Genomic DNA, 19,107 nt, shown 5'->3' on the forward strand with positions numbered 1-19,107 from the left:
TCCACGGTATCAAGCGTCATCACTCATGTGGAATTTCCCGCTATTCCCGGACCAGGCCTCGTCCAACGCCGCGCGGGTGGACGCGCTCTTCCTGTTCGAGCTGGCCGTGATCCTCTTCTTCACGACGGCGATCTGCGCGGCGGTCCTCATCCTGGTGATCCGCTTCCGCCGCGGCCGGATGGTGGACCGCTCGGGGCCGCCGCTGCACGCGCCGTGGCTCGAGGTCACCTGGATCGTGATCCCGCTGATCCTCTCGCTGATCATGTTCGTGTGGTCGGCGGAGGTCTTCTACCGCCTCTATTCGCCGCCGCCGGACGCGGCCGAGATCTCGGTCGTGGGCAAGCAGTGGATGTGGTACCTGCAGCACCCGGAGGGGCGGTCGGAGATCAACGAGCTGCACGTCCCGCTGGGCCGCCCGGTCAAGCTGATGATGACGTCGCAGGACGTGATCCACAGCTTCTACGTGCCGGCGTTCCGGGTCAAGCAGGACGTGCTGCCGGGGCGGTACACCTCGCTCTGGTTCCAGCCGACCAAGGCCGGGACGTACCACCTCTTCTGCGCCGAGTACTGCGGCACCAGCCACTCCGAGATGGTCGGCTCGGTCACCGTCATGGAGCCGGCGGAGTACGAGAGCTGGCTGGCGGCCGGCGGCGCCGGGCCGTCGCAGGCGGACGAGGGTGAGCGGCTGTTCGTGCAGCACCACTGCGCCGGCTGCCACCGGGGGAGCCAGGTCGTCAACGCCCCGCGGCTGGAGGGGGTCTTCGGCAAGCCGGTCCCGATCCAGGACGGCAAGCAGGTGAAGTTCGTGACCGCCGACGAGCGCTACCTGCGGGACAGCATCCTCATGCCCAGGTCCGAGGTCGTCGCCGGCTACGAGCCGGTCATGCCGTCCTATCAGGGGCAGATCGGCGAGCCCGACCTGCTCAAGATCCTGGCATACATCAAGTCGCTCGCCGCGAAGGAGACGGGGACAGGCCGATGAGTCACGAAGAAGAAGATTACCTCCACGATTACACGATCCGGTCGTGGCTGCTGACGACCGACCACAAGCGCGTCGGCCTGCTCTACCTGGCGGCGGTCACGGTCTTCTTCTTCGTGGGGGGCGCCGCGGCCACCATCATGCGGATGGAGCTGATGACGCCCCGGGGGGACGTGCTCGCCTCGCCGGACGCCTACAACCGCCTGTTCACCATGCACGGCGTGATCATGATCTTCTTCTTCCTGGTGCCGGCGATCCCCAGCGGCCTGGGGAACTTCCTGATCCCGCTGATGATCGGCGCCCGCGACCTGGCGTTCCCGAAGATCAACCTGATGAGCTTCTACGTCTACCTGGTCGGCGGCCTGCTCGGCGTCTGGATCCTGATCTTCGGCGGGATCGACACCGGCTGGACCTTCTACACGCCGTTCTCCACGATGTTCTCCAATACCATGGTGGTGACCGCGGCGGTGACCGTGTTCATCACCGGCTTCTCGTCGATCCTGACGGGGCTCAACTTCATCGCGACGATCCACACGATGCGGGCCCCCGGGATGACCTGGTTCCGGATGCCGCTGTTCGTCTGGGCCCACTACGCGACCAGCCTGATCATGGTGCTGGCCACCCCCGTGCTGGCCATCAGCGTGGTGCTGGTGGCCCTGGAGCGGCTCTTCCACATCGGGATCTTCGACCCCGCGCTGGGGGGCGACCCGATCCTCTTCCAGCACCTCTTCTGGTTCTACTCGCACCCGGCGGTCTACATCATGGTGCTGCCGGCCATGGCGGTCATCAGCGAGATCATCCCGTGCTTCTCGCGGCGGCCGATCTTCGGCTACCGGTTCATCGCGTTCTCGAGCATGGCGATCGCGATCTTCGGCTTCCTGGTCTGGGGCCACCACATGTTCGTCTCGGGCCAGTCGATGTACGCCGGGATGGTCTTCTCGATCCTCAGCTTCCTGGTGGCGATCCCCTCGGCCATCAAGGTGTTCAACTGGACGACCACCATGTACAAGGGGGCGATCTGGCTCGACACCCCCATGCTCTACGCCCTGGGGTTCATCGGCCTGTTCACGATCGGCGGCCTGACCGGCCTGATGCTGGCCTCGCTCGGGATCGACGCGCACGTGCACGACACGTACTTCGTGGTGGCCCACTTCCACTACATCATGGTCGGCGGCACGATCATGGCCTACCTGGGGGGCCTCCACTTCTGGTGGCCCAAGATCACCGGGAGGATGTACTCGGAGATCTGGGGGAAGCTGTCCGCCCTGGTCGTCTTCGTCGGCTTCAACCTGACGTTCTTCCCCCAGTTCGTCCTGGGCTACCTGGGCATGCCCCGCCGGTATTACGAGTACAGCCCGGAGTTCCAGGTCCTGAACGTGATGTCGACGGCCGGGGCGTCGATCCTGGCGGTCGGCTACGTGATCCCGCTGGTCTACCTGCTGCTGAGCCTGAGGAAGCCCGCCTTCGCCGGCCCGAACCCCTGGGGTGCGACCGGCCTGGAGTGGCAGACCGACTCGCCGCCGCCGGTGCACAACTTCCACGAGATGCCCGTGGTGACGACCGAGCCCTACGAATACTCGCCGGAAGCCTTCGAGGAGACGCACGACCATGTCGTCAGCCACGCCGGCCATTGAGGCCGACGAGAAACAGATCCTGATGCCCCAGTTCGACGACCTGGGCCAGCAGGCCTACGCGTCCAGCCTGGGGATGTGGCTCTTCCTCGCGTCCGAGGTGATGTTCTTCAGCGGCCTGCTCGCCGCGTACACCATCTACCGGGCACGGTGGCCGCACGAGTTCGCCGCGGCCAGCCGCCTGCTCAACTGGCCGCTCGGCTTCATCAACACCGCCGTCCTGCTGGTCAGCAGCCTGGCGATGGCCCTGGCGGTGCGCGCCGCCCAGCTCGGCCGGCGCCGCGAGACCGTGCGATGGATGGTGCTGACGATGATCCTGGGGACGGCCTTCCTGGGCATCAAGGCCTCGGAATACTACGTCGACTACCGGGAGCACCTGATCCCCGGCCTGAACTTCGAGATGCCCCACGAGATCCACGGCGCGGAGGTCCCCGCCGACCTGGACCCCGGGCACTTCCAGATGTTCTTCGTCCTCTACTTCTTCATCACCGGGCTGCATGCCTTCCACATGATCGTGGGCATCACGATCGTGGGGATCATCGCCTACCTGGTCCACACGCGATGGTTCTCGGGCCACGGCGAGAGCCAGGTGGAGGTCATCGGCCTCTACTGGCACTTCGTCGACGTGGTCTGGGTGTTCCTGTATCCGCTCCTCTACCTGATCGATATCCATTCATGAGCGACCATCACGTCACGCCCGTGAAGACGTACATCAACGTCTTCATCCTCCTCATGGTGCTGCTGGTGGCGACCGTGGGCGCGGCCTACGTGCCCCTCGGCCAGTTCCACCTCGCCGCGGCCCTGCTCATCGCCACGATCAAGGCCGTCTTCATCGGCGCCTACTTCATGCACCTGGTCCACAGCCCCAGGCTCACCTGGCTGGTCTCCACGGGCTCGGCCTTCTTCCTGCTGATCTTCTTCTGCTTCCTCCTCAACGACTACATGACCCGGGGCTGGCTGGACATCGCGGGGAAGTGACGAGGGAACTGCGGCCGCACCCCCGCCGGCCGGGGGGCGGCCGTTTTTTTGCGCGCGACGGGGGAGCGATCGGCCCCGGTTTGATATACTCAACGGAACGCGCGATTGATGAAAAGACTTTCATCTTCCGCGGACCAAGGGCCGCGTTGTGGCCGGGCCGGGATGGAGAGCCAGTCGATGACCGTGGGTGCCGCCGAGAAGGGACCACAGACCGAGAGCGAATCCCAGGCCGTGGCCGTCGCGGCCCCGGCGGCGGATCCGCGGCGGATCCTGGTCGCCGAGGACAATGAGGATACTCGCGAGTCGTTCAAGCAGCTCCTGGAGCTGTCTCTCGGGATCGAGGTCGACGTGGCCCGCGACGGGGCCCAGGCCCTGGCGATGCTGACGGAGCGGCCCTACAGCGTCATGATCACGGACCTGAGGATGCCCAGGCTCGACGGCCTCAAGCTGATCGAGGAGATCCAGACGCGGCGGCTGCCGGTGACGGTCATCGTGACCACGGGCCACGGGAGCATCGATGAGGCCGTGCAGGCGATGCGGATGGGGGCCTACGACTTCCTCACCAAGCCGCCGGACCCGCAGCATCTCTGCGTGCTCGTCGAGCGGGCCCTCCGGGAGCGGTCGCTCCAGGATGAGTTGGCCGCGCTCCGGTCGCAGATCGGCGACCGGCACGCCTTCTGGAACGTCCTCAGCAAGTGCCCCCGGATGTTCGAGATCTTCGAGCTGATCGGCCACATCGCCGAGACGACGACCACCGTCCTCATCGAGGGGGAGACCGGCACCGGCAAGGAGCAGATCGCGCGGGCCATCCACCAGGCGTCTTCCCCGCATCGCCGCGGGCCGTTCGTCGCGGTCCACTGTGCCGCTCTGCCGGAGACCCTGATGGAGAGCGAGCTCTTCGGCCACGAGAAGGGCTCCTTCACCGGCGCGGCGGCCCAGCGGAAGGGCCGGTTCGAGATGGCCAACAACGGGACCCTCTTCCTCGACGAGTGCGGCGACATCCCGATGTCGATGCAGGTGAAGCTGCTCCGCGTCCTCCAGGAGCGCCGGTTCGAGCGCGTCGGCGGCAACCAGCCGATCGAGATCGACGTCCGGGTGATCGCGGCCACCAACCGTAACCTCGAGGCGATGGTCAAGGAGGGGAAGTTCCGGGAGGACCTCTACTACCGCCTGAACGTGGTGAAGATCGACCTCCCCCCCCTGCGGCGGCGGCCCGAGGACATTCCGCTGCTGGCGACCTACTTCATCCAGAAGTACGCGCGGTCGGGCAACAACCCGCCCCACCTCGCCGAGGAGGCCATGGAGCGGCTGCTCTCGTTCGCCTGGCCGGGTAACATCCGCCAGCTCGAGAACGCCATGGAGCGAGCCTGCGTGACGGCGCGGAACGGCGTGATCCGGCCGGAGAACCTCCCCCCGGACCTGCAACCCAGGGCCGGCACCGGCAAGGCCTCGCTCCGCGCCGACCTGACGCGGCCGCTGGCGGAGCAGCTCGCCGAGATCACCACCGCCTTCGAGAAGCGCTACCTGCGCAAGGCCCTGCGCAAGGCCCGCGGCCACGTCGGCCGCTGTGCCAAGATCAGCGGCCTCTCGCGCCGCAGCGTCTCCGCCAAGATCGCCCAGTACAAGATCGATACGGCGGCCTACAAGCCGAAGTGACGCTTCGGACATCGCCCCCCTGCCCTTCTCGACGGGAGGAGCACGGCACGGAATCTGCTTATCCACCGAAGGAGTAGCGTCTGGCAACTCGGCCGTTGTCCGGTCCGGCCGCCGACGGCCGGGGCGACTTCGCGCCGTCGGCCACTGAGGGGTGGATCAACCGTGAGCGAGATCGACGATATTCGCCGGCAGATGGCCCAGATCCGCCATGATCTGCACCAGGACGTCTCGAGCGTCGTCAGCGGCGTCTCGGGGGTTGTCAGCGACGTGACCGAGGTCATGGACTGGCAGTCCTCCCTGCGGAAGCATCCTTATGCCGTGGTCGGCGCGGCATTCGTGGCGGGCTACCTGCTGGTCCCCCGTCGCAGGACGATCACGACGGCCCTCGTCGATCAGGTGCGGCCGCTGGCGTCGTCCGCGGCAGTGGCCGGCCCCGCGGCCCGCCCGACGAAGAAATTCCGGCCCATCTCCTGGGCGCTCGGCATGGTCGCGCCGCTGGCGAGCCAGGCCATCCAGGCCTACGCGATGTCGTGGGTCGAATCGAAGCTCAAGGAGCAGATTCATCCGAGCCCGGACGACGGGCGGCAGGCCGCCCCCCGCCCGGGCCAGTATCCATACCCGGCGCCCGGCCGATTCCGCTGAGCGAACGTCGCGGGGAAACCGACCATGAGCAGGAACTCGATCCCGTCGCGGCCCAAGGCCGCCCTGCCGCCCCCGGTGGCGGCCCGCAGCACCTTCGGTGAGATCGCGGACGCCGTGGGACCGATCCGTGAAACATTCGAGCAAGCGATCGGAGACCACCCGCTGAGGGCGGCGGCCGTTTCGCTGGCCCTGGGAGTCCTCGTCGGATGGCTGATCAAAAGGTGAGGAATGGCCTCGCGGCGCCCGCATCCGTGCCCGGCGGCCGGATGAACAACGGCGTCTTCGAGGGGGTCAGCTCCTTCGGCAACGACCTGGCGACGCTCGCCGGCCTCCAGGTGAAGCTCGTCGCGTGCGACCTCCGGGACAGCACCAAATCCGCCGCCCCGCTCGTCGCCGGGCTCGTGGCCCTGGGGACGATCGCCGGCGCCAGCGCCGTGGTCGGGCTCACCGGCTTCTCGCTCTGGCTGGCGACCGTCCTGGAAGCCCCTCCGGGGGTCGTCATGATGGCGGTGGCCCTCGGCGGCCTCGTGATCGCCAGCCTCGGCGCCTTCTTCATCGCCCGGTCGCTGGGATCGTGCTTCGCCTATTTCCGCCGCTCGCAGGAAGAGCTCGAGCGGAATATCGCCTGGATCAAGACCACGCTCGTGCACAGCGGCCGCTGAGGCCCTCGCCGCGCGACGGCTTACTCGGACTCGAGGATCTCTCCGGACGGCGAGACGCGGACTTCCCGGATCTTCCCGTTGGACTGCTGCCCGCGAATCTCGTAGGAGTGGAGCTTGCCCTGCGAATCGAGGTTCTCCCACGCCTCCTTGAAATCGACCCCGGGGATGTGCTTCTTGGCCGCCGCGTGCATCGGCTCGGGGACCTTGTCGAATGCGATGGCCTTCTTGGTGATCCCGGGGGGGAGCTCGTCGTTGTCGCAGCCGACGACGAGGATCGCCACGGAGGCGTACAACCCGAGGAACGAGGCGGCCCATCGGCCCGTCTTCTTAGTAACCATCGTTGATCAACTCCCCACGGTCCCTCGTGCTCAGGGCCTTGTAGAGCGCGTAATTCATCTGGTTTTGCAGGAAGCGGACGTGGCCGTCGCAATAGAGGAAATAGGACCCCTTGCCGTGACGGCTGAGGAACTGGTTGACGTCTCCATAGGGATCGCCCGGCCCATGCCCCTCTCCGGTATGCCCGAGGATCATCCCCGATCCATCCTCGCGGACGCAGACGCCGGCGTCGGGCTCGAAGGGATTGGGGGCGCATGACCAGAAGGTCGCCCTGGGGACGGAGCCGACCCAGGTGGCCTGGCCCCGGCCGAGGTTGAGGTTCGTCGACCGCTCTCCCACGCAGAGGGTCTGGCCGAGCCCGTCGGTGATGGCCGAATACGTCGTGAAGCTGCCGCGGTAGAAGACGCCTTCGCCGTCCACGCCCGGCTCGCCGATGCCGTAGACCCCGATGTAATTCGAGCCGCCGACATCGCAGATCGGTTCGAACGCGGAGTAGATCTTCCCCATGAATATCCAGGTCTCCCCGTTGGTCGCCGTCCATCGAGTGGGCATCGAATCGGACGGGCACAGGAAGACGGACATGTTCGTCACCCGGACCGTGAGCTGATCGGGGCCGATCATGGGGGACTCGAACTTCAGTTGATTGCTGAGCGCCTGCTGGTCGAGCTGCGGCAGGATCATGCTCGCCCAGCCCCAGCCCGGGCCCGTCTCGACACGGTCGATCGAGTTCCAGAGCGAAACGTAACCCGGCGGCAGGCCGCCATGGACGGTCGCATACTGTGCGAGGGCGAGGCCGATCTGCTTCAGGTTGTTCTGACAGTGGCTGCGACGGGCCTGTTCTCGCGCAGCCTGGACCGCGGGCAGGAGCAACGCGACCAGGACGCCGATGATCGCGATCACGACCAGCAACTCAATCAGGGTAAAGGCGTCGCGTCGACTCGGGCCTGGGTGGCCCGGTGCATGCGGATACCGTAAGCACATGTCGATAATACCTCAGGCGGCGCTCTTCAGGATTGAGACGGTGCCCGGGCAGGGCGGAACGCCGCCCCCCGGGCACCAGTGTAACAGCTTCAGTCGTCTTCAGTCGTCCCCGCTAGGAGCGAGTCCGCGGATTCAGCTCCCCTTCTTGCGGAAAAGGTTGCGGCTGCGGACGACCGAACCGATCGCCTCGTCGATCACGGTGACGCTCGCCGCGGACGGCACCGCTTGCGAAGCATCGTCTCGAAGGCGGACGACCGGTCGGGCCGCGGCGGCGGCCTTCGCCTTCACGCTGTTCACGACGCGGGGCGGCTTCGCCACCTTGAAGGCGAGCGCGGCGCTGACCTGATCCGGGGTGCCGGCCGGCCCCTGACTGCCGACGAGGAACGTGTAGTTCCCCTGGGCGAGCTTCGGCTTCGTCACGTGAAAGGTGAACGAGCCCGAGGCATCGGCCGTGGTCGTCGCGACGATCTTCTGGCCCTTGATCCCCTTGCCGCTGATCACCAGGGTCACGATCGAGCCGGCCGGAGCCGTGCCGCTCACCCATGGCTTGACGCCGGGACTCACATAGATGATCCCGTTCACCACCGTCGCCGTCCCGTTGGCAAAGCCCAACGTCGTCGGCGTGACGGTCACGGTCGTGCCCCCGCCGGTGGTCGTGCCCCCGCCGGTGGTCGTGCCCCCGCCGGTGGTCGTGCCCCCGCCGGTGGTCGTCCCTCCGCCGGTGGTCGTGCCCCCGCCGGTGGTCGTCCCTCCGCCGGTGGTCGTCCCTCCGCCGGTGGTCGTGCCCCCGCCGGTGGTCGTGCCCCCGCCGGTGGTCGTCCCTCCGCCGGTGGTCGTGCCCTCGCCGGCGGTCGCCGTCGAGGAAGAGTTGCTGAGCAGGTAGAAGAGCGGGCTCGCGGCCGGGACGACCGTCAGGCCGGCGAAGCCGTTGAATGTGGCGATGACGGTGTCCGTCGCGCCGGTGGAGTCGGTCGGGTCCTTCATCAGGAACTGGAGGGTCCCCGGGCGATAGACGGCGGGCTGAACCGAGCCGGTGCCCTGGTAGTCGGCGGACACCGGGATGTCGCCGGGCTGGAAGGTGACGGTCCGGGTGGTGGTGGGCGAGACGAGGATGGTGAAGACCCCCGTCGCCTGGTCGAAGACCGCGGCCTCGGTCCTGTGGGACGAGACCGTGTTGTCGTACTGGCCCTGGACCGGTATCAGGGTGGCGGACGGGGTCACGCCCGGGATCGTGATGAACTCGGCCGGGTTGCCGGCCCCTTCAAACACGATGAACTGGCCGGTGCTGGGCCGGAAGACGGCCAACTGATCCTTGCCGGTCCCGTCGTAGTCGCCGACGGCGGGGACGTCGCCCTCGAGCCCGAACTGGTACGTCTTGAGCCCCTGCGGGGTCAAGACGGTCCACTGGCCCACCGCCCCGGACGGCGTGGTGATGATGTCGTAGACGCCGAGCTCGGTGGCGCCGGGGCCGTCGAAGTTGCCGACGAAGGGGATGCTCCCCCCGTAGATCGGGCTGCTGGGCATCCCGAGGACCAAGGTCGTCGTCGTCTTGGTGGACGATATGGCGATCGTCCACGTGGCCGTGGCGCGGTTGTAGGTGACCAGATCGGTCTTGCCGTCCCCGTCGTAGTCGGCCTGCAGCGGGATGTCGGTGGGGGTCCCGAGCGCCTGGCCGTTGGTAAACCAGCGGGGGACGTTCGAGGGCGCGGTGGGATCGACGTACCAGAGGCCCTGGTTCGTGGGTGCGTACCGGACGTAGAGCGCGGTCTGCGCCTGGGCCAGGTCCTTGGGCGTGGGGAGATTGGCGGGGGGGATGTTGGCATCGAGCGGGTTGCCGCCGTAGTCCGAGCCGACGGTGACGATCGACACGGTGACGACCGGGCTAGGAGCGGGTGCCGAGTTGCCGAGGACATCGACGGCGACGGCCACCAGGGAGATCTTCCCGTTGGGCGACGCGTTGGACAGGTTGACGGTGAACGTCCCGTCCGCGAGGGGCGTCGCCTTGCCGACGTACGTGCCGGTGGGCTGGCCGTTGGCGCCGGCCCGGAAGAGGTAGACGGTCGTCCCCTGGGCGTTGGCGGCGCCGACGGTGCCGACGAAGTTCGGGACGCGGACGTTGGTGATGTTGTCGCCCCGGATGCCCGAGTCGTTGTCCGCCAGGAGGCTCAGGGTCGGGGCCAGGGTCGGGCCATGCGTCTTGACGGTGAACGAGACGGGCGTGCTGTCCTTGCTGCCGATGATATTGGTGGCCCGGGCAAGGAGCTTGTAGGACCCATCCGTGAACGTCGGGTAGTTGGGGGTGCTGCTGTTGAAGACGAACGCGCCGGTGACGGGATCGACGGTCGTGATCACCGGGGTCGGGAATGACGTCGCGTTGCCGTTGGCGTCGACCAGCATCAGCTCGACGCTGTCGACGTTGTTGTCGGTGACGCCGCTGAAGATCGGCGTCACGGTCTTGACGTAGGTCACGCCGCCGGAGGTGATGAGGTCCGTCGGCGGGATCGTCGAGATCCCCAGGGTGACCTTGGAGGGGATGGTGGTCGGCGGCACCGGCGGCAGCGGCGGCAGGTTGGTGGCATTGAGATAGAACGTGAGCGTCAGGACGTTGCCCACGGCACCCGCGTCGTCGGTGGCGTAGACCTGGATGGTCTTCAGCCCGTTGGTCGTGAAGCCGGCGGTGCCGGAGTAGGTCGTGAGGCTGAAGTTGCCCAGGGCGTCGGTCCAGTTCGCCGGGACGTTCGTCGCCGCGACGTTGTTCTTGTCGAAGCCGCCGATGATCCTCCAGTTGGCCGAGTTGGGGTCGCTGACGTCCTTGATGGTGATGCGGGTGGCGTTCTTGAACGCCGAGATCGAGCTCAGGCCCGTGAACGTCGGCGTGGCGGTGTCGACGATCACCGTGCCGTCGGTGGTCGTCCCGTTGGTGTCGTCCGGGTCGATCGCCAGGCTGCTGGGGAAGACCAGCGGGGCGAGCCGGATCGCATAGGATCCATTCCCGTAGGTCGTCGCCAGGAGGAGGTCGGGATCGGTGGCCTTGGGGCCGGCGGGATCATAGGGCCCGGCCAGGTCGGGGCGGCCGGTGCTGGTGTCGACGTTCCCCAGCGAAAGCCCCAGGTCGGAGACGATGGCGTGCGGCAGGTAGCCGCCGTTGACCGAAGCGTTGTCCAGGGACTGATCGGGGAACAGGGTCCAGGTCTTCCCCTTGTCGATCGACCGGTAGACGCCCGAGTTGGCGCTGACGTAGAGCACCGGGTGGACCGGGCTGTTGGCCCTGGTGGCGTCGTCGGGGATCGCATAGCGCCAGTCGGCGACGATGGCGGAGAGGGACCCGGCCAGGTTGTACGTGATGGCGTTGGGGTCCGTCGTCGGGTCGTAGGACTGGCCGAAGATGGAGTAGGAGAGATCGAAGATGTTGCCGCTGATGTTGACCCACGTCGGGGTCGGGTTGCTGGCCGAGGGGACCGAGTCGGCGAGCCAGTAGACGCCGCGGCTGGTCACCGCATAGGCCTCGTGGCTGCCGCGGTTGGGGTTGGTGATGATCCGCTGCACGGCGGAGCCGTCGAGCCCGGCGGAGATCTCGGTCCAGGCGTTCCCGGATCCCGGGGTGCCGCCGCCGGTCCGGCTCAGGAAGATGCGGCCGCCCGCGGTCCCCACGTACATGAAGTTGCCGAGGTTGCCGATCCCCCCCGGGGCGTTCGGATCCGGGGCACCATAGGCCAGGGCGATGCTCGGGCTGTTGGCGCCGAAGACGTCGGGGGAGCCGATCTCGTACCAGGTCACGCCCTGGGTCTCGGTGGCGAAGACGCGACCGGTGCCGGAGCTGATCATGGCCTGGTTGCTGTTGAGCGGATTGACGACGAAGTTGATCGTCCCCAGGAAGGGCCACTGCGGGTCGGGCGTGTTGCCCCCGTTGGCCGTCTGGACCAGCCCGAAGGTGCGGCCGATGCCGTCGACCTGGAAGAAGTTGGTGTTCCCGCCGCCGCAGCAGGGCCACCAGTACTGGTAGACGGTCCCCTTGCCCTGCTGGTCGGTGGCCACCCCGCCGGCGTCGCCGCCCGGCCCGGACCAGGTGAGATTGCCGTTGTTGAGGATGTTTGCATCCGAGATCGGGCCGCCGTCGTCCTGGGCACTGCCGTAGAACAGGCCGTGGAGGTTGGAGTTGGCCGCCGCCACGAAGCTGGGCTGCACCGCGCCGAAATAGAACTGGGTGATCTGGAGGTTGCCGTTGCGATTGATGCCCGGCATGGACACGGTGCCGAGCTGGCTGAGGTAGGTCCCGTTGTCGTCGAGGCCCGACCAGACGCCCTGATCATTCCCGACGACCAGCCGCGGCAGGCCGGTGAGCGGATCCACCATCGTGAAGGAGCGGTGGGCGTCGGTGCCGGAGAGGTCGAATGGGATCCACGTCACGCCGAAGCCGTTGTTCGTGAACGAGGCGGCATTGCTGACGCGGAGCGTCGAGTTCGACAGGAACGGGGAGCTCGGATCCCGGATGAAGTTGAGGAAGGAGGCCTCGGAGCCGTTGAACCTCGGGAGGCCGTTACGCGGGCTCGTGAGCGAAACGGCCCCGGTCGAGTTCAGGTCAAGTGCCCCGTCCTTCGCCACCGAGGAGGTCGGCGTCAGGTTGTGGGCGTCCCAGATGTTGGTCGAGTCGATGCGGATCAATCCCGTATCGCCGTGCTGGGCACCGCCCAGATAGACGATGTTCGGGTTGGTCGGATCGATGGCCAGGGTGATGTTGTAGTTCCCCTGGGCCGCCAGGCCGCCCGGCGCGCCGCCGAGGATCGGGTAGTCGGCCAGGGACACGTCGTTGCTGGGCACGGCCTGGACGTGGGAGCCGCCGGCCCCGGGGACCACCGGCAGGGTCGGGATGCGGACCCGGGTCCAGTTGGCGCCGAAGTCCTTGGTCAGGTACAGCCCATTGAAGCTGCCGTCGGGGTTGGAGACCGCCGCGTAGAGCCAGCCCTCGTAGATTCGATCCTGGATCGCGTTCCCGGTGAGGGCCGGGTTGGCCAGGACGATCCGCCCCTGGGCCCCGTTGGGCGACGGCGTGGTCGCCGGGTTGACGTTCGTGTTGTTGGTCGTATTGACGATCAGGCCGTTGCCGTTGGTGCCGGACATCAGGTTCCAGACCTGGCCGCGGTTGTCGCTCTTGTAGACGCCGTCGCCCCGGAAGGCGGCATAGACCCTCTGGAGGTTGCCGTCGGCGACGCCCGTGGCGCTGGCGGGGTCGAGCGTCACGTCGGTGGCCTGGCCGCCCCGCATGAGCGTCCAGTGGGCGCCCGTGTCGATGCTCCGCCAGATGCCGCCGTTGCCGCCGCTGAGGGCGGCATACATGATCACGTTGCCGGTCGGCGTGAGCTGGGGATCGACGACCACCTTGAAGGAAGTGGTCCCCACGAAGGCCCGGTCGCGAGCCGTCGAGTTATAGGGGAGGAGGTTGCCCGAGGAGTCGACGTTGGTCGTGCTGTCGTAGAGGTCCCAGGTGGCGCCGCCATCCTTGGAGATCAGGAAGCCGACGCCCGCGCTGGCGGTGTCGCCCTCGCCGGTGGAGGCGAGGATGATCGACTGGTTGGGGTCGTTGTTCCGCCCGAAGACGGCGATCCCGCCGATGTTGACCGCGTTGTTGGGCCCGAAGCTGGTCAGGGGCACGTAGGTCGGGCCGGCCGGGTCGGTCGTCAGGAAGTTGGTGGTCTTCCAGATGCCTCCGCTCGCCCCGCCGACGTAGACCGTGTTCCCCGACGGATCCGACGGATCGACCGCCAGCCCGCCGATCCGCCCGGTCCGGCCGCTGATCGGGGCCGGGCCGACCGCCGTCCACGTCGTGTGCGACAGCGGATTGGACGGGTCCATCGTGAAGATGCGGAAACTCCCGTTGACCCGGTCCGCCACGGGCTCTCCCAGCCCGGAGGTCGGCAGCGGCTTCTCGAAGCTCAGCGACCAGTTGTTGAGCTTACCGGTGAGCGACGTGCTGGAGCTCGAGACGACCAGCGTCCAGGCCCCGCCCGAGGTCAGCCCCTTGAACGCGGTGAGCAGCGACTGCTGGGGATTGAACGTCCCGAAGAAGGGCGCCGGGGCCTGCTGGATCGGCGTGGTCGCGTTGTCGTCGAGGGTCGTGCTGGTGAAATTGGCGGTGTTCGGACCGTTGCCGACGCCGCTGAACAGCGTGATGGACTTCTCGTCGGGCAACCCCTTGTGGTAGTAGAGCGTGGCCGTCAGGGCGGGGTCGTTCGCGAACGAGATGTCGAACGAGACCCGGATCCCGGTACGGCCGGACGCCGTCTGCCCCTGGATCAGGAAGTTGTCGGGGATGTTGATCGTGGACGAGACCGTGCCGGGGGTGGTCGTGATCGCGGATGGGATGGTCAGGCTGACGTTGCCCGAGCCGTAGCCGACCGTCGTCGTCGGCACGTTCTGCGCCTCGCCCCGGAGCACGTCCAGGCCGGCGTTCCGATTGGTGTCGAGCCCCTGGCCGAACCCGTCCAGGATGTTCGAGCCCAGTTGGATCGTGTAGGTCCCCCCCAGCTCCTGCACGGGGAAGCCGACCGAGAACTGGGTCGCCAGCCCGCCGGACGGGTTCACGGGCGTCACGGTGATGACCGGCGTGGCGGTGATCGACCAGTTCAGGAGCGTGCCGACGCTCCCCCGCGCGTTGTCCTTGATGTCGAGCGTCCAGGTCCCGTCGAGGACCTTGCCGCCGAAGCCGGTCGTGGTGCTCATCAGCGAGCCGGCCGGCCGGAAGGTCCCCGTGTAGGGCGCGGTCCCCTGCGCCAGGGAGAACTGGCTGGCGTCGTTGAACGTCGTGGTGGTCAGGTTGGCGCCGGAGAGGCTGCCGACCAGGACGAGCGGGACCGTGGTGCCGTCGGGCCCGATCAGCGAGATGCTCAGGTCGGCCAGCCTCACGTGGCTGATGTTCAGACCGACCGACAGGTCGGCGATCCTGAACGTGCCGCCGGTGGTGGGGATGGTGATCGCCTGCTTGAGCTCGCCCGGGCCGCTGTTGGTCGCGTCGGGGATGGTCTGGTTGTTGAGGGCCGCGGCCGAGGGATAGACCTGCGGGCCGGTCACCTGGCCGGCGGGGCCCATGATCCGGAGCACGTCGGCGGGCGTGAACGTGCTCACCTGGACCGGGTGGTCGAACGTCACGGTGACCGTGCTGTTGGTGCCGTTGAGCACGAGGTCGCCGCCGTTGCCCGCCGCGGTGTCCACCACCCGAGTGCCGGAGACCATCAGGGGGAGGGTCTGGGTGTCGAACGGCGGCGTGAGGATCGACAGCGCGGAGCTGAAGACGACCACGTTCTTGGGCGCGGGATAGGGCGCGGCGTACACGTCACCGGGCGTCCTCCCCACGAAGGGCGCGTTGATGGGGTCCGAACCGGCCGTGCCGTCGGCGTTCTGGTCCATCAGGTTGCCGTTCCCCGATAGCGTCCGGATCCGGTCGGAGATCTCGGGTCGGATGAGGTAGCTATATGTCCCGGTCGGGTTGGTGAGGCTGCTGGAATCGAAGGTCACGCGGAAGACGGTCGAGCCGAAAGAGTTGCCGGAGATCGCCTGGACATTGGTCACCGGCAGCGGCACGTAGGCGTCGCCGTTGACCGTGTCGTGGAAGAAGACCAGGACGTCGCCCGTCGTGAACGTCGACGGGTCGACGGGACGGTCGAACGTGATCGTGAAGCCCGTCGCCGGCGCCGCGACCGGCCCCATGGTGCTGTCGACGACGCGGGGACCGGCGGCGATGTGGAGCACTCGGGCCACGGTGTGGAGCGGGTTGCCTTCCACCGCGCCCGTGCCCGTGTTGAACGTCGACAGGTTGAAATTGGCCGACCAGACCGGGATGATCGAGCCTCCATAGACGGCCAGGCTCGGCGCCGTGCCGAAGCCCAGGGTGTTCGAGGGCACCAGGCCGGCGAGGTTGTCCGTCCGAGGGGCCAGGGTCACGGTGGCCCCGGTGATCGCGTCGACCGCCGTCTGGGCGTTGTTGGCGTAGATCTGATCATTGAACGACTGGCCGCCGTCGATGCTGGCGGTCACGTAGACCGAGGAGCGGGCCCGCGAGGCGTCGTCGCGGCTGTCTCGGAAGGCGACGACCAACGTCCCGGTCGCCTGGTCAACGGCGACCGACGGCATGAACTGCGGCCGGCCCGACTGCTGGTCCCCTGCCGCATTGGCGTTGCTCGCCTCGGTGTAGCCGTCCCTCTGCCCGAAGTCGTCGTTGACGACGATGGGGGAGCTCCAGGTCGCCCCGCCGTCATCCGAGGTGACCAGGAAGATATCCGTGTTGTCCGTCGGGTTCGTGATGCCGGGGAAGGACCCGACCGTGATGTTCTGGTATCCGACGAAGACGACGTAGAGCCGCCCCTGGTGCGGGCTGAACGAGCCCAGCGTGTTGTCCGAGGCGATCTGGATGCCGGGGCCGATGCCCGCCGGCCCGGCGGCGGCGGAGGCGCGCGGGTAGGTCGGGAAGGGATTGGCCGAGGGCTCAGGGCTGACAACCAGGGTCGTGGCGACGGTGCGGTCGACCCCGTCCACCATCCCCGAGGTCAGCTTCAGGTTCCAGTTCACGACCTGGTTGGCCGGCACTCCGGTGCCCGGTGCCGTGTTGCGGAAGGTCTTGATCTCCAGATGCCAGGTCCCGCTGAGTTGGGACGCGGTAAGGCCGGAGAAGGCGGCGAGGAGGTTGTCGAAGGGTCGGTATGAGCCGACATACGACGCCGTGCCGGCCACGATGTTCTGGGCCGCATTGTCGATGAAGGTGGTCCCGAGGAACTGGGTACTCGCGGAGCGGCCGAGGTTTGCCCCCGTCAACCCGCCGTTGATGGTGGTCCCCGACGCATCGACATTGTTGTTGAACAGGATCGCACTGGCGACCCCGTTCGGGGCCACGAGCGTCGCGCTGATCTCGCCCAGGTTGGCCTGGAACATGTTCAGCGTGACAGACAGGTTGCTCAGGCTGAAATTCGGGTCCGTGATGTTGATCGCGATCGGGTACGAGGTGATCACCGGGTTGAATGGCTGGTTGTTGCCCGGATCGATGGCCGGGCTGGTCAACCCCCCCTGCCCCGTGCCCGTGACGATCACCGGGCCGCTCACCGTGCTCGACTGGATCACGTTGAAGGGCGGACTGGCCGTCGAGGTCACGTCCATGTCATCCCAGATGACCGTCGCCTGGCCGCCCGGGGCGCCGCCCGCCTTGCCCTGGCTGATCGCGATCCGCGGCGTGGCCTCGCGGTGAGTGCTGATGTTCCCGATGTCGCTGACCGCGACGGGCGCCGCGAAGTTCTGGCCGCCGTCGGCCGAGGCCGTCACCTGGATCCGGTTCGGGTTCCACTGGTTGGCCGGCGTGAAACCCTGGGGGATCGCCGAGTTCGTCGTCCAGCCGATCCACACCGCGTTCGAACTGGGGTCGGTCTGCTTGGCCTGGGTCGTCGGGTCGGTATACGAGGCCAGGTTGTCGTCGATCGTCATGGTCGGATAGACGATCGGATCCAAGGTGTACTGGTTGATGATGTTGAACGACCGCGTCCCGCCCGTCGCGGGATTGACGAAGCTCTGCTGCACCGGCGTGTTGCCCGTGAAGTTGAACTTCGTCAGGATGAGCACGCCGGACGTGTTCCCGCCGTTGGTCTGCTGCGCCAGCACGTAGACGTTGTGGCTGGCGTCGAACCCGACCAGGGGATTGATCGTCTGCGTGTAAAACGTCGGCGGACCCGAGGTCGGCGGCGCCACCGCCGCATCGATCAGCGGGGCGATCGTCGGCGAGAAATTCGTCCAGCTCTGGCCGCCGTTGTTGGAGAATGCCCCCTCCACGAGCGTGATGTTGCCCGGCGCCAGGGACGGATCCGTCCGCACCCAGACCGACACGAGGTGCTGGGGATTGTAGCGATCGATCGCCACCTGCGAGCTGCTGTCATTGCCCCCGCCGCCCGGGAGCGAGACCGCCGCGTTGCTCGCGTACTGGGCCGCCGGGATCGTCGCCAGCAAGGTCCGCGGCTCCAGGCATTCCAGCGCGTTGCGACGGAGCCGCGACTTCCGGGTTCTCTTCAGCCGCACGTCGTGGCGAACCAGACCACGGATCTCTCGGTAAGTGACGCCCGATGCCCCCGTGCGCATTGCAATGACTCCCCAACTCGACGTGTGTGTTCGCCTGTACGAGCGCAACGACCGTAGCGATCACGCGGACCGTGTGGTCTGCGAAGATATACCGGACGAGGAAACCTGGGTTAATTCGAGAAAGCATGCAGGGTCAAACCACAAGAGTCAAATCCTTCCTCTTCTGGTTTCTCCATCTCACCTCGCCACAGGCCCATCACCGAGCCAACGACGCGAAGCAATGAATGATGGTCGCATCCATAAACCCATGGAATCAATGGTGCAACTATGCAGCCATCGCTGTCAAGGGGTTGGTCGGTTTTTTTTCCGGGATTTCCGCGCGTGAGTGGGGTGGGAAGAAAGCCCGAGGATGACTCGTCGCAGGATCGTCGCCTCGATGACGCGACGCGGGACGGGCGTGGTCCAGCCCCCCCTGCCCTTCCCTGAGAGATCTACGGGCGACGCTCGCGAGCCTTAGCCCTCGACCCGGCGGCCCGGGCCGCGATGATCCCCGTCCATCCCGTGTCGTCTCGCCTGGATGCTTGGTCCTGGCAACGAATACCATCAGCGTATCGAGGGAGCGTGCCTCTTGCCACGCCCATGGACCCAATTTCGCTCGCTTTCCATTGGCCAATGGGTCATGAATTCAAATGGTCAAGTTCCCTTGGAAAAGTTGTTCCATGATACCTGGGCATGTCGCCCGATGTGTCCCTTTCTGGCATGGTCCTCGTGCCTCCTTGATTCCAGGGCGCCTCGGTGATGGATGAGACAAGGGGGCGTGGCCCCTGGCTTTCAAGGGACCTTGATGACTTGGCGGGCCATGGACCATGACCAACTTGGTTCCATGGTCCCGGATGGACCATGGAGCATGAAATGACGAGAAACCGAGGAAACTCGGCTTCTTTGCAGCCAGCGGCCAGGGTGCCATGGCCCCCTGGAACCATGGCCGTCGGGCATCCGTCCCGGCTCCAGTGACGGGCCCGGCCCGGTCCATCAATCCGGCTGGCCTACCGGCCGCGGGGCCATCCTGCAAAGGTCCCCGGGAACCCAGGGCCGGCATGCCCCATGGTCCCTGCGTCGCCAGGATGATCGACGCCTGCGAGACCAAGGCCGTCGTGCCGCCAAGCCGGCGGCGGCACCTGGGTCCCGGGGCGAT

General features: G+C 67.1%; 11 protein-coding genes. 8 read left to right on the plus strand and 3 right to left on the minus strand.

Annotated features, from left to right (window positions below):
- The first annotated feature begins 25 nt into the window (after positions 1-25).
- From coxB to G6O54_RS08430, 8 genes are all read left to right on the plus strand, one after another.
- Positions 26-982, plus strand: a complete 957-nt coding sequence (coxB, locus tag G6O54_RS08395) for a cytochrome c oxidase subunit II (RefSeq protein WP_165223144.1) — start codon at positions 26-28, stop codon at positions 980-982.
- On the plus strand, positions 979-2,613 hold the full coding sequence (gene ctaD / locus G6O54_RS08400; protein WP_165223147.1) for a cytochrome c oxidase subunit I: 1,635 nt from the start codon (positions 979-981) through the stop codon (positions 2,611-2,613). The genes coxB and ctaD overlap by 4 nt, the downstream gene beginning before the upstream one ends.
- Positions 2,588-3,289, plus strand: a complete 702-nt coding sequence (locus G6O54_RS08405) for a cytochrome c oxidase subunit 3 (RefSeq protein ID WP_250846779.1) — start codon at positions 2,588-2,590, stop codon at positions 3,287-3,289. Before ctaD ends, G6O54_RS08405 begins: the two co-directional genes overlap by 26 nt.
- The gene (locus tag G6O54_RS08410; protein ID WP_165223150.1) at positions 3,286-3,588 is read left to right on the plus strand and encodes a cytochrome C oxidase subunit IV family protein; all 303 of its coding nucleotides are present in this window, start codon (positions 3,286-3,288) and stop codon (positions 3,586-3,588) included. Before G6O54_RS08405 ends, G6O54_RS08410 begins: the two co-directional genes overlap by 4 nt.
- A 177-nt stretch (positions 3,589-3,765) precedes the next feature.
- On the plus strand, positions 3,766-5,244 hold the full coding sequence (locus G6O54_RS08415) for a sigma-54-dependent transcriptional regulator (RefSeq protein ID WP_165223153.1): 1,479 nt from the start codon (positions 3,766-3,768) through the stop codon (positions 5,242-5,244).
- A 162-nt stretch (positions 5,245-5,406) separates the two neighbouring features.
- The gene (locus tag G6O54_RS08420; protein ID WP_165223156.1) at positions 5,407-5,886 is read left to right on the plus strand and encodes a hypothetical protein; all 480 of its coding nucleotides are present in this window, start codon (positions 5,407-5,409) and stop codon (positions 5,884-5,886) included.
- A 24-nt stretch (positions 5,887-5,910) separates the two neighbouring features.
- Entirely contained in the window at positions 5,911-6,111 is a 201-nt protein-coding gene (locus G6O54_RS08425; protein WP_165223159.1) for a hypothetical protein, read from the plus strand.
- Positions 6,093-6,548: a phage holin family protein gene (locus tag G6O54_RS08430; RefSeq protein WP_165223162.1), complete on the plus strand. Its 456-nt coding sequence runs from the start codon at positions 6,093-6,095 to the stop codon at positions 6,546-6,548. Before G6O54_RS08425 ends, G6O54_RS08430 begins: the two co-directional genes overlap by 19 nt.
- A 20-nt stretch (positions 6,549-6,568) precedes the next feature.
- On the opposite strand, the gene G6O54_RS08435 is transcribed toward G6O54_RS08430, so the two are convergent.
- The 3 genes from G6O54_RS08435 to G6O54_RS08445 form a co-directional block, all read right to left on the minus strand.
- A complete protein-coding gene (locus G6O54_RS08435; protein ID WP_165223165.1) occupies positions 6,569-6,886 on the minus strand; it encodes a hypothetical protein in 318 nt (105 codons plus the stop codon).
- A complete protein-coding gene (locus G6O54_RS08440) occupies positions 6,876-7,865 on the minus strand; it encodes a DUF1559 domain-containing protein (RefSeq protein WP_256368973.1) in 990 nt (329 codons plus the stop codon). Before G6O54_RS08440 ends, G6O54_RS08435 begins: the two co-directional genes overlap by 11 nt.
- Positions 7,866-7,997: 132 nt before the next feature.
- Positions 7,998-17,912, minus strand: a complete 9,915-nt coding sequence (locus tag G6O54_RS08445) for a proprotein convertase P-domain-containing protein (protein WP_165223171.1) — start codon at positions 17,910-17,912, stop codon at positions 7,998-8,000.
- Positions 17,913-19,107: the final 1,195 nt, after the last annotated feature.

The organism is Aquisphaera insulae, from assembly GCF_011064615.1.
GTDB classification, from domain to species: domain Bacteria; phylum Planctomycetota; class Planctomycetia; order Isosphaerales; family Isosphaeraceae; genus Aquisphaera; species Aquisphaera insulae.